This window comes from Candidatus Methylomirabilota bacterium, assembly GCA_036002485.1.
GTDB lineage: Bacteria > Methylomirabilota > Methylomirabilia > Rokubacteriales > CSP1-6 > AR37.
Genome location: DASYTI010000108.1, coordinates 56,758 through 68,726 on the forward strand (window position 1 = coordinate 56,758; position 11,969 = coordinate 68,726).

At 67.3% G+C, this 11,969-nt stretch carries 11 protein-coding genes; 7 read left to right on the forward strand and 4 right to left on the reverse strand.

Features of this window, described 5'->3' with window-relative positions:
* Complete coding sequence (locus VGT00_11300) at nucleotides 1-1,074, reverse strand: TlpA disulfide reductase family protein (GenBank protein HEV8531994.1); 1,074 nt, start codon at nucleotides 1,072-1,074, stop codon at nucleotides 1-3.
* A 104-nt stretch (nucleotides 1,075-1,178) separates the two neighbouring features.
* On the opposite strand from VGT00_11300, the gene VGT00_11305 reads away from it, so the two are divergent.
* Nucleotides 1,179-1,577: a hypothetical protein gene (locus VGT00_11305; GenBank protein HEV8531995.1), complete on the forward strand. Its 399-nt coding sequence runs from the start codon at nucleotides 1,179-1,181 to the stop codon at nucleotides 1,575-1,577.
* A gap of 138 nt (nucleotides 1,578-1,715) precedes the next feature.
* Here VGT00_11305 and VGT00_11310 read toward each other — a convergent pair whose 3' ends face one another.
* Entirely contained in the window at nucleotides 1,716-4,274 is a 2,559-nt protein-coding gene (locus VGT00_11310; protein ID HEV8531996.1) for a M1 family metallopeptidase, read from the reverse strand.
* 94 nt (nucleotides 4,275-4,368) lie between these two features.
* Between VGT00_11310 and VGT00_11315 the strand changes: the two genes are divergently transcribed.
* The 5 genes from VGT00_11315 (at nucleotide 4,369) to VGT00_11335 (ending at nucleotide 9,791) form a co-directional block, all read left to right on the forward strand.
* Nucleotides 4,369-5,172, forward strand: coding sequence for an SDR family NAD(P)-dependent oxidoreductase (locus tag VGT00_11315; protein HEV8531997.1), 804 nt, complete (start codon nucleotides 4,369-4,371; stop codon nucleotides 5,170-5,172).
* A gap of 61 nt (nucleotides 5,173-5,233) precedes the next feature.
* Nucleotides 5,234-6,163: a peptidyl-alpha-hydroxyglycine alpha-amidating lyase family protein gene (locus VGT00_11320; protein HEV8531998.1), complete on the forward strand. Its 930-nt coding sequence runs from the start codon at nucleotides 5,234-5,236 to the stop codon at nucleotides 6,161-6,163.
* Between the two features lie 157 nt (nucleotides 6,164-6,320).
* The gene (locus VGT00_11325) at nucleotides 6,321-7,883 is read left to right on the forward strand and encodes an ABC transporter substrate-binding protein (GenBank protein HEV8531999.1); all 1,563 of its coding nucleotides are present in this window, start codon (nucleotides 6,321-6,323) and stop codon (nucleotides 7,881-7,883) included.
* Between the two features lie 59 nt (nucleotides 7,884-7,942).
* Nucleotides 7,943-8,905, forward strand: a complete 963-nt coding sequence (locus VGT00_11330; protein ID HEV8532000.1) for an ABC transporter permease — start codon at nucleotides 7,943-7,945, stop codon at nucleotides 8,903-8,905.
* Nucleotides 8,895-9,791 carry an ABC transporter permease gene (locus tag VGT00_11335; protein HEV8532001.1) on the forward strand — a complete coding sequence of 299 codons (897 nt, stop codon included), beginning with the start codon at nucleotides 8,895-8,897 and terminating at the stop codon, nucleotides 9,789-9,791. The genes VGT00_11330 and VGT00_11335 overlap by 11 nt, the downstream gene beginning before the upstream one ends.
* Nucleotides 9,792-9,812: 21 nt before the next feature.
* Here the strand turns inward: VGT00_11335 and VGT00_11340 are convergent, their stop codons facing one another.
* Complete coding sequence (locus VGT00_11340) at nucleotides 9,813-10,373, reverse strand: Uma2 family endonuclease (protein ID HEV8532002.1); 561 nt, start codon at nucleotides 10,371-10,373, stop codon at nucleotides 9,813-9,815.
* 216 nt (nucleotides 10,374-10,589) lie between these two features.
* Between VGT00_11340 and VGT00_11345 the strand changes: the two genes are divergently transcribed.
* The gene (locus VGT00_11345) at nucleotides 10,590-10,940 is read left to right on the forward strand and encodes an FAD-binding oxidoreductase (protein HEV8532003.1); all 351 of its coding nucleotides are present in this window, start codon (nucleotides 10,590-10,592) and stop codon (nucleotides 10,938-10,940) included.
* Between the two features lie 75 nt (nucleotides 10,941-11,015).
* Here the strand turns inward: VGT00_11345 and VGT00_11350 are convergent.
* Nucleotides 11,016-11,969: thiamine pyrophosphate-dependent enzyme (locus VGT00_11350; GenBank protein HEV8532004.1), on the reverse strand; the 954-nt coding region annotated here is incomplete at its 5' end.

The following is an 11,969-nucleotide window of genomic DNA, read 5'->3' on the forward strand; positions in this document are numbered from 1 at the left end:
TCATCCTCCGAGATCGAGCGGGGTGTAGTACGGGCGGCCGCCGAGGGCCTTGACCTCTTTCTGGAAACTGGTGCCGTAGAAGCGCTCGGCGTCGGTCAGGGCCCAGGCCTGGCGCTTGAAGCACCACGACTCGGGCTGCAGCTCCTGCGCCCGCTTGAAGAAGGGCACGGCCGCCTCGGGCCGTCCGCTTTCGTGCAGGTGCTCGGCCAGGCGGAAGGTCGCCGCGGCGAGCGCGTGCGCCGCCGACGGCACGAAGAGCCGCTGGCGGCGCTCCTTCGGGGGCAGGACAAAGCCGCTCCGCGGGCCGCGGTCGACCCAGTCGCGGATGGCCGCCAGGTAGCGCGTCATGTCGAACTTGGTGTACTCGATCCAGCGGTTGTCGGCGAAGGCAACTTCGTTCGGGCGCACGATAGCCCCGTCCTCATCGATCCACACGGCGGTCGGGACATTGACCATGTTGTAGGCTCGCGCGACGTCGTAGTGGGCGTCGATGAGCGAGGGGTGAGTCGGGCTGGCCGCGCGGATCCACTCGCCGGCCGCGGCCGTTCCCGCGCTGTCGAGGGCCACCGTGATCACGGTCAGGCCTTTCGGCTCCAGCTCGGCGTGCAGGGCCTGCCACCCGGGCAGGTCGAAGCGGCAGCCTCACCATGAGGCCCAGGCAAGGAGAAAAACCTTCCGACCTCGAAAGGTCGAGAGGCGGTGGGGATTCCCGTCGATGTCCGGGAGGGTGAAGTCGGGCGCCTCGAGGGACAGGAGCCGCTCGGCGGCGTCCTCGGCCGCCTCGCCGATGGACCAGACGGCGTGCTCGGGAGTCGCGGCGACCGGCTGGCCCATATGACGCGCGAGAGCCGTGAGGTTGACCCTGGGGGCGGGCCCGCCCAGGTCAAGGAGCCCCTGGCCAGCCGGGCCTTGAGGCACCGGCACGCAGAGCGAGCCGCGGCACAGCCCCTCGGGCTTGATCTCCCAGCCTCCGCAGCGCACGAGGGCCGGCGGGTCGAGCCAGAGGTTCTCGCCCTCGACCCGGGCCGTCTCCACCACTATCGACTCGCCGGGCAACAGCACTGTCGCTTTCATCGCGGATCTCCTCCTGCTCGCCCCGAGCTCCGGGCGGGGATAGAATACTGATAACAACGGCGGCGTCCAGCGGTCACACGTGGCGCCCTGGATGGAGGGAACCCATGCACACTCAGCTGATCCGGTTGATCGCGATCCTGGCGGCCGTGCTCCTGGCCGGGCTCCCTGCGGCCATCCTGGCCGAGGATACGGGCAAGGCCCCCGAGAGCACCGCTTCCGACCAGAAGGCCACGGACAAGAAGTCCACGGATACGAGCAAGGTGGGCGAGGCCACGAAGCGGGTCGAGTCCGGCGCCAAGCAGGCCGGGGAGGGCATCAAGGAAACCGCCAAGGGCATCGGCAACACGGTGGTGGAAGGCGCCAAGGTCGCCGGCGAGAAAGTCAAGGACGCGGCCAAGGAAGTCGAGCCGCAGGCCAAAGGCGCCTGGCAGAAGACCAAGGACGGCGCGGCCGATGCCGCGGAGAGCGTGAAGAATTTCTTCAAGCGGCTCTTCAGCGGCTAGGTAACTCGGAGGGGGGCTCCGCCCCCCTTCCGGAACCTCCCCCCGGACAGATTGCGCCGGCAAAGCCGGCGCTCGAGCGGAACATTCCTGCTCGCGAGGGCATGGGAATTACTTGGATAGACTCCTAGCGCGCTTGATCTAGCGCGTCTTGATGAGGCGGCCCAGATAGGCTGCCAGCGCTTCCGCCTCCCGCTCCTGGAAAGCGACGGCGACGCGAAGCTGCTCGAAGTACTGCTCGAGGGTCTTGCCCCCCAGGGTGATCTTGTGCTCGACGAAGAAGGCGTGGACATCGCGCTCCCACTCCGGGCTCACCAGGGCGGGGATGCCCTCGTACATCCGGCGATACGCGCTGCCGGGGTAGAGCCGTTGCATGGTCTGCCAGTGCTGCTTCACGAATTCCCAGGCCAGTCCTCGGCTGTGCACGCTCTGGAGCAGGCTCCGGATGAGAAATGGCGCATCCTGACTCCGCACCTCGCCGTTGATGGTCATCTCGAGCGTCTGCCTCAGCAGCTCGGGCGGCCGGAAGCCCGCGAGGGCGTACAGGTAGCGCTGCTCCTCCTGGGGTGTGCGCGCCCGCTTGTAGCGGTCCCGGAAGTCGGCATATTCGCTCTCGCCCCCTGAGGCGGCCACGATGGCGATGACGGCGGGGAGCACATTGGCGTCCACCGAGGTCTCGTCCACTTGGTAGCGCGCATAGACTTCCCGGGCGCGAGCCTGGACGGTCTCGTCATTGCCGAGCGTCCCCAGCACGCGGAGCAGGTCGCCACGGAGCTGACGATCGAGCTCGCTCTCGCCCTCCTGAGGCTCCCAGCCGAGCAGCGAAGCCATCTCGTCCACGCGGTGGCGCACCAGCGCCTCGAGTCCGGGACGCTGGTCGTCGTCGGCAATCACGCGGTTGACCCAGGCCAGTGACCCCGTGAGCACGGCCCACACATTGCGGTCGGTCTCCGTGGTGAACCGTCCCGTCAGATCGAGAAAGTCGGAGGCCGTCATCATTCCGGACTGCGCGAGGGCGAAGCAGTCACTGAGCAGGTTGAACCGCTCGATGGGCGCGATCTTCGCCAGGGCCCCCGCCAGCTTCTTGAGAAGGGCGGGCGCATAGCGGACCCGGTAGAAGCCGTGGCCGCCGGAGTTCAGGACCACCCAGTCGGGCTTGGCGGGCAGCGGCACCGCGGCGTCCGCACCGTCGAGGAGAAGCCGGCGCTCGACGTAACCGCGCTTGACGGAGGCGCGGAACACCACGGGGATGCGCCACTGCTCGGCGGGATCCGGCTGGCCGCCGAGGTACAGGAAGCGCTGCTGAGTCAGCTTGAGTCCTGCCCCATCGATCTCGACGCTGACAAGCGGATAGCCGGGGCGGAAGATCCACCCGTCCATGACTTCGGGAATGGGCTGGTGGGCGGCGTCTCCGAGGGCTTTCCACAGATCCGTCGTCTCGGCATTCGAGTACTTGTGGCGCTCGAGGTAGAGCCGCACCCCCGCGCGGAAGCTTTCCGGCCCCAGATGCTGCTCGAGCATGCGCAGAACCGACGCGCCCTTCTCGTAGGTCAGGAGATCGAACATCGCCTCGCAGTCGCGGGGCGCCATCACCTCGAACTCGATGGGGCGGGTGGCCTTGAGCCCGTCGAGGTTCATGGCGGAGGCTCGCGAGACGCCGAAGGTGATCCAGCGCTTCCACTCGGGCTTCCACGCGTCCACGGCCAGGAGCTCCATGAAGGTGGCGAAGGCTTCGTTGAGCCAGATGCCATTCCACCAGGACATGGTGACGAGGTCGCCGAACCACATGTGCGCGACCTCGTGCGCCACCACATCGGCGATGCGCTCGAGCTCGGCATGCGAGGCCGCCGCCTCGTCGACGAGGAGGGCCGTCTCCCTGAAGGTGACCGCGCCCAGGTTCTCCATGGCGCCCGCCGCGAAATCGGGGATGGCGAGGAGATCGAGCTTGTCGCTCGGATACGGCACGCCGTAGTAGCGCTCGAAGAAGTCGAGCGAGAAGGCGCCGATGTCGAGGGCGAAGCGCCCGAGATGCTTCTTGCCGGGCACGCCCCAGACGCGCAGCGGGGTCGGTCCCACCATGACGGGCTCGGTCGCCTCGAGCTCCCCCACCACGAAGGCCACCAGGTAGGTGGACATCTTGATCGTATCCGCGAAGGTCACGGCCCGGCGCCCATCACCGAGCGCCTCTTCCCTGAGCACGGAGGTATTGGACACCGCGGCCAGGGGCTGAGGGACCACCAGGGTCACGCCGAAGACCGCCTTGAAGGCCGGCTCGTCCCAGCACGGGAAGCCGCGCCGCGCATCAGTGGCCTCGAACTGGGTGGCCGCGATGGTGTGCGCGGTGCCGGCGGCGTCCTTGTACGTGCTGCGATAGAAGCCGTGGAGCTTGTCGTTGAGAATGCCCGTGAACCGGAGGGCGAGCCGCCACTGGCCCGGCGTGATCGTCATGGGAAAGACGAGGCGCGCGCGCTCGGCCGCCTCGTCGAGCGAGGTCGAGCCGTGGATGGGCTCGCGCCCGTCCTGAGAGATGGCCGCGCTCTCGATGACGAGCTCGGCGGCGTTGAGCAGGATCTCGATCACGGGCTCGCGCACGTCGACGATGATGCTCACGGCACCGGCGAAGGTGGCGGCTTCCAGGTTGGGCTCGAGGCGAAGATCGTAGCGTTGCGGGACCACGGTCGTAGGCAAGCGATAGTCCATGGCCCCAGAGGATACCATCGTCGCGGCGCCCTGACACTTGACATCACCGACCCGTGGCGTGAGACTCGGCGCGTCCACGCATCCGGGAGATCCCATGGAGAGTCTCAAGGACAAGACCGCGGTCATCACGGGCGGCGCCAGCGGCATCGGCCGCGCCCTCTGCCTCGCCTTCGCCGGCGAGGGCGCGCGCATCGTGATCGCCGACATCGATGACGCGGGTATGGCGGAGACGGCGGGCAGCGTTGCCAAAGCCGGGAGCAAGGCGATCACCGTCAAGACGGACGTGACCAAGCTCGCATCCGTTCAATCTCTGGCCGATCGCGCCTTCAGCGAGTTCGGCGGGGTGCATCTGCTCTGCAACAACGCGGGCGTGGCCATCCACGGCTCGCTCGAGTCGGCCAGCCACCGCGACTGGGAGTGGGTGCTGGGCGTCAATCTGTGGGGCGTCATCCACGGCATCGAGGCCTTCGTGCCGCGGATGATCGCGCAGAAGGAGCCCGGCCACATCGTCAACACGGCCTCCATGGCCGGGCTCATCGCCTCCCAGGGGCTCGGGGTGTACAACACGAGCAAGTACGCGGTGGTCGGATTGTCCGAGACACTCCAGAAGGATCTGCGCCCCCACAACATCGGCGTCTCAGTGCTCTGCCCCATGGGCGTGTCCACCAACATCCGCACGAGCGAGCGCAATCGACCGGCCGATCTGCAGAATCCGAGCGGCCCCGAGACGAACGACTGGTTCCAGCTCATCGGCCGCTATCTCGCGCCGGAGGAGGTGGCCGGGCGCGTGCTGCGCGCGGTCAAGGCCAACCGCCTCTACGTCATCACCCACGAGGAAGCCCGCGAGCCGCTGCGCCGCCGCTTCGAGCGCATGGACCGGGCCTTTGAGGAGTCTTGATTTTCGAGATGAGGGGCGGCCGAGCTGCCGCAGGCACGAGCGCCCCGAGACGAGGGCTTAAATGATATTCAAGGCGATCAATGGCTGGGGCAAGCTCCCGGACGGCTGGCACTTCGTGGAGGTCGCGGGCGTGGCCGTGGATGCCAAGGACAATGTCTTCTGCTTCACGCGGGGCGAGCATCCCGTCATCATCTTCGACCGCGACGGCAAGTTCCTCCGCTCCTGGGGCGAGGGACACGTGCGGCGCGCCCACGGCATCACCATCGATGCCGACGGAACCGTGTGGCTCACCGACGATCTCCAGCACACCGTCAGGAAGTTCACGCCGGAGGGCAAGCTGCTCCTGACCATCGGAGACCCCGACAAGCCCGCGACGCTTCAGGGCGGCAAGCCCTTCAACCGTCCGACCCACGTGGCCATCTGCCCGAAGAGCGGCTTTCTCTTCATCTCGGACGGCTACGGCAACTCGCGCGTGCACAAGTACGCGCCCAACGGCAAGCACGTCATGTCCTGGGGTGAGCCCGGCACCGACCCTGGACACTTCAACCTGCCCCACAACCTCGTCACCGATCGCGACGGGCTCGTCTATGTCGCGGACCGCGAGAATCATCGCGTCCAGATCTTCGACGGCCAGGGCCGGTACCAGGGCCAGTGGAACAATCTCCACCGCCCCTGCGGCCTCTTCGTGGACCGCACCCAGAACGGCGGCACCTTCTACATCGGCGAGCTCGGCCACGCCCTGCCCGTGAACGAGCACGTGCCCAATCTGGGGCCGCGCGTGACGGTGCTGGACGCCAAGGGCCAGAAGGTCGCGCGCTTCGGCGGGCCATTCGGCGGCGAGAAGCCCGGGGAGTTCACGGCGCCCCACAGCGTGGTCACCGACTCCCAGGGCGCCGTCTACGTCTCCGAGGTCTCCTGGACGGCCAAGGGCAGCCTCGAGACTCCGCCCCGCGAGGTCCGGAGCCTCCAGAAGTTCGCGCGGAGCGCCTAGCCGCGCTCACCCGCCGTCCGCGTCGGGCTCCGCGCCGATCCATGTTCGCCACGGACCGAGGACCGTGGTGGCCCTCCGCACGCGCCAGATGTATGATGGGCGCGCTTTGCTCCCTGGGAACCTGACGGTCACCGACCGAATCATGGAGGCGGCACCGATGCTCAGACGGCTCGCGTTTACGACTATCACCGCGCTCCTGGCCCTGCCCCTCGCCCTCATGCCGGCGGACCAGGCCGCGGCCCAGAAGAAAACGCTCGTGGTAGCGCTCAACCAGGACCCCGACATCCTCGACCCCAGCCCGTCCCGCACCTATGTCGGGCGCATCATCTTCGCCCAGATGTGCGAGAAGCTCTACGAGATCGACGAGAACCTGCGCATCTTCCCGCAGCTCGCCGCGGACTTGCCCGCGATCAGTGACGGCGGCAAGACCGTCACCATCAAACTCCGCCCCGGCGTCAAGTTCAACGACGGCACGCCCATGAATGCCGAGTCGGTCCGCTACTCGCTGGACCGCCACCTCAACATGAAAGGCTCCAACCGGCGCACGGAGCTCGAATCGGTCAATAGCATCGAGGTCGTGGATCCCCTGACGGTGCGGCTCAAGCTCAATCGGCCCTTCTCCCCGCTCGTGGCGATCCTGGCCGACCGCTCGGGGATGCCCGTCTCGCCGACCGCCGCCAACAAGCTGGGCGACAAGTTCGGCACCGCCCCGGTCTGCGTGGGGCCGTGGCAGTTCGTGGAGCGCATCTCCCAGGACCGGATCGTGCTGGAGCGATCCCCGCACTACTTCGACAAGGCCGCCGCCAAGTTCGACCGGCTGATCTTCCGCATCATTTCCGACGACAACGTGCGGCTGGCCAACCTGCGCTCGGGCGACATCGACGTGATGCATCTCGTGGGACCGACGGACGCCGCCAACCTGCGCAAGGAAGGCAAATTCGAGGTATCGAGCGTGACGGGCATCGCCTACTCGGGGCTGACCATCAACCTTCGCAACAAGAACGGCAAGCCGCCCCACCCGGCCGGGGATCTGGGCACCCCGCTCGCCAACGACCCCCGCGTGCGCGAGGCGCTGGACCTCTCCATCGACCGCGTGGCCCTGAACCAGGTTGCCTGGGACGGGCAGTACACGCCCGGCTGCACGCCCATCTCGCCCGTGAGCCCCTTCCACGACAAGAGCCGCAAGTGCCCGACGCGTGACGTGGCCAAGGCCAAGAAGCTCCTCGCTGACGCGGGTCTTCCAAACGGCTACAGCTTCGAGATGGTCATCATCAACGACCCGCAGCAGCGGCGGGCCGGCGAGGTCATCCAGGGGATGGTCAAAGAGGCGGGCTTCAACATCAGCCTCAAGCCCTCCGAGTTCGCCTCGGCGCTCAACGACAATGACGCCGGCAAGGACCAGGCCTTTCTCATTGGGTGGAGCGGCCGGGTGGACCCGGACGCGAACATCTTCCAGTTCCATACCTGCGGGGCCACCCTCAACACGACGCAATCATGCGACGAGGGCGTGGACGCGATCCTGAATCGGGCACGCGAGGTCAGCGACCTGGCGCAGCGCATCTCCCTGTACCGGCAGGCCGTCGACAAGTTCGCCTTCGGCCGTCGCAATATCCTGTACCTCTATCACGCCAACTACATCGTCTCGCACTCGAAGAGCCTCAAGGGATACAAGGCCGTGCCCGACGGCCTCATTCGCATCAAGGGCGTCTCCTGGCAGTAGCTGGATCGGGGCGGCCGGCGTTGCACCGAGCGGGTGCCGCTCCGGCCGCCTGACGCGCCGTGCTCGACTACCTGATCCAGCGCCTCGCGATCTCGGCGGTCACCCTCGCCGTGATCAGCATGATCGTCTTCACCGGCGTGCGCCTCATCCCGGGCGATCCCGCGCGCGTGATGGCGGGCACCGAGGCGGATGCGGCGGGCCTCGAGGAGATCCGCCAGAAGTACGGTCTCAACGACTCGATCCCCGTGCAGTATCTCCGCTGGGTCGGCCTCGCCATCCGCGGCGACCTGGGCGAGTCCATTCGCACGCGGGAGACCGTGACCAAGACGGTGGGGAGAAAGCTGCCCATCACCATGGAGCTGGCCTGCCTGTCGATCCTGGTCGCCCTCACCATCGCCATTCCCGTGGGTGTCCTCTCCGCCGTGCGACGCAATACCGTCTGGGACTATCTGGCCAATGGGTTGTCGCTCTGCGGCCTCTCCGTCCCGAGCTTCTGGCTGGGCATCATGCTCATCCTGTTCTTCTCGGTGCGCCTCGGATGGCTGCCGGCCTCGGGGTTCGTGCCCTTCGTGGAGAATCCCGTGGGGAATCTCACGCGCATGCTCATGCCCGCCTTCGTCCTCGGCAGCACGCTGGCCGCCGTGCTCATGCGCCAGACGCGCAACAGCATGATCGAGGTGTTGACCGCGGACTACATCCGGACCGCCTACAGCAAGGGGCTGGCGGGACGCGCGGTCATCTTCCGCCACGCCATCCGCAACGGGCTCATCCCCGTGGTCACCATTCTCGGCTTGCAGATGGGCGCCTTGATGGGCGGGGCCGTGGTGACCGAGCAGATCTTCGTGGTGCCGGGATTCGGCCGGCTCATCGTGGAATCGGTCTTCACGCGAGACTATCCGCTCGTCCAGGGTGTCGTGCTGATCACGGCGAGCGCCTACGTCCTCATCAATCTGCTCGTGGACGTGTCGTACTCGCTGCTGAACCCGCGCATCCGCATCAAGGGAGCGGTGAATGCGCGGTGACGGGACGGCGGTGGCCGCTCCCCTCCCCGCCGTCGGCGCCGGGGCCGCGACGACGGCGCTCCAGCGAGCCTGGCGCCGCGCGGCGCGGCGTCCGCCCGCCCTGGCCGGAGCCACGGTGGTCCTGCTCTACGTGCTGCTCGCCCTCGGCGCGCCCTGGATTGCTCCCGCCGATCCCCTGCACACCGACTGGAGCCAGATCCGCAAGGCCCCGAGCGCCGCGCATCCGCTGGGGACGGACGATCTGGGTCGCGACGTGCTCTCGCGCGTGATCTGGGGCACCCGCATCTCGATGCAGGCGGGCGTCTTCTCCATCCTTCTCGCCATCGTGGTCGGCGTACCCGCCGGTCTGGTGGCCGGCTACTATCGCGGGGCGTTCGACCAGCTCATCATGCGGCTCACCGATGCCTGGCTCTCCTTCCCTTTCCTCATCCTGGCCATCGGCCTCGTGACGATCCTGGGCCCGTCCCTCACGAACGCCACGCTGGCCATCGGCGTGGCGGCGACGCCGACCTATATTCGCCTCACCCGCGGCCTGGTCCTCGGAAGCCGCGAAGAAGACTTCGTGCAGGGGGCGAGAGCGCTCGGGGCCGGTGACCTGCGCGTGATGGGTCGGCACATCCTGCCCAACATCGCGAGCGCGCTCCTCGTGCAGGCCACCGTGTCGATCCCGGGCGCCATCATCGCCGAGGCCATCCTTTCCTTCCTCGGCCTGGGTGTCCAGCCGCCCAGCCCGAGCTGGGGCACCATGCTCAATGCCGCGCAGCAGTTCCTCGAGACCGCGCCGTGGATGGCCTGGTGGCCCGGGCTGGCGATCTTCTCCCTCACCCTATCCTTCAACCTGGCGGGCGACGGCCTGCGTGACTGGCTGGATCCGAAGGACTACTGAGGCGGGTGAGCTACTCGGTCGCTAAGCAAAGATCTCGTCGACAGCAAGGTGAAGGTCTGGGAAGGCCGAAGGAGTGACCGACTCGGGTCTGGGGAATTGCTCCGCTGTCGCGTAGGCTGAACCTGTAGGCTTCTTGTAGACTTCGAGAATCTCGTCACGGATGTTCACGATCCAGTACTCATTGATCCCCGCACGGGCGTAGATGGGTAGCTTGAGTTCACGGTCACGGCGCAGGGAGCTGTCGGAAACTTCTACGAGCAAGAGCACATCCTCCGGCTCGGCATATCTGTCCCGATATTTTCGAGGATGAGGGCGCAAGACAACAATATCGGGTGCCGGAGCAGATTTGGTCGAAAGCCGAATCGTTCCCCCTGGCAAGATGAAGCCGCGCAACCTGATTCCGAGCACGAGCAGACGATTCAGGATCGCCGTGGACGCGTTGTGGTTGGGAGCACGCGGAGGCATCTCGAGGATCTCACCCTCAATGAGCTCGACCCGGTCGTCGGCGGCCAGGATGCCGGCCTCGATCATCTGGAAATACTCGTCCGCCGTGAACAGTCGCCGCACCACGTCCACGCTCATGGCCGTCCTCCATTCAGGGAGCCTAGACGCTCCCCGAGTCTCCCATTAGCGCCCGCAATAGGATACACCGACGGCGCCGCAGCTATGGATGCGCCGCAGACGGCTTGCGTCGCTGCGGGAAGCAGCACCTATTAGCCTGGATTATCGCGAACACCTGACCCCCTCACCCTGCCCTCTCCCCCAAAGGGGGAGAGGGATGAGAATGGAGAGAACGGCGTGGCGAGAGTGTTCTCATCCCGCCTCGACGAGTCGATGAATGCGCTGGCCCGGGTGAGCCATCGCTTCCCCGTGCTCGCGGAGGGTCGCCTCGCGCGCGGCTACGCCGGCTGCTTCGACGTCACGCCCGACTGGCACCCCATCCTGGACCGCGTGGGCCCCGAGGGGAGCTTCGTCGCGGCGGGTTTCTCCGGCCACGGCTTCAAGCTCTCCCCCGCCGTAGGCCACATGATGGCCGCCCTCGTCGCCGAGGGGCCGGGCGCGCATCCAGATCTCGACACCTTCCGGCTCTCGCGTTTCGCCGAGGGCAAGCCCATCCGCGGCACCTACGGCGACTGGCTCATGTGCTGAGCGGCCCGCCCGCGCTCACGACCAGACGTCGCGCGGGAGCTTCGTGTGTCGCCGCCGCAGATCCACGAGCGCGCTTCAGAAGGCGCGCCGGTGAGAGAACGTGATCTCCTCGCTGGTGATGAATTCGAGCAACACGGCCTGCCCGTCCGCGTTCATCTTCCGGGCGCGCTCGATCGCCGCGGCGATCTCGGCGGGCTTCTCCACGCGCTCGGCATAGCCGCCCATCGCGCGGCCCATGTCCGCGTAGTTCCCGCCGATGTCCCGCGTGCGGTAGCGGTCGTGCGAGACGACCAGCGCGTGCCGCTCGATGGCCATCGCGGAGTTGTTCAGGACGATGGTGGTGATGGGGATGCCGCAGCGGACGGCCGTTTCGAAATCGAGGCCCGTCATGCCGAACGCGGCGTCACCCATGAAGTTCACGCAGAACTTGTCGGGCGCCGCGAGCTTGGCGCCCATGATCAGGCCCAGCCCCGTGCCGAGGGCGTGCGACTTGCCCCAGCCCATGTAGCCCCGTGGCGCCGTGGCGCAGTAGAAGGGGACGAGCTGATTCCGTGGGCTGCCGGAATCGTGCGTCACGATCGCGGCGCGCGGATCGATGGTCTGCATGAACTCCCAGATCACGCGATACGGCGTGATGGGGACCTCGTCCGACGTGAGCTTGGGCATCCACTCCTGCAGCCACGCCGCCCGGGCCGCTTGCACCTCGCCCGCCACCGCGCCGGCGTCCCCTCGTCGAGCACCGAGGACATCGGTGACGGCGTCGATGAACTGGCGCAGGACGAGCCTGGCATCCCCCAGGATCGGATGATCCGCTGGGTAGTTCTTGTTGAGGTCACGCTCGTCGTTGGTGGCATGGATGAGGACCTTGCCGGCCGGAATGTTGGTGGCCATGCCGTGGCGCGTGAAGCTGCACCCGATGCCGAAGACGACGTCCGCCCGCGGCAGGAACTGGTAGACGGGCCCCGACATGACGCCGCCGCCGCCCGTCCCGAGCGACAGCGGGTGGTTCTCGGGAAAGGCACTCTTGCC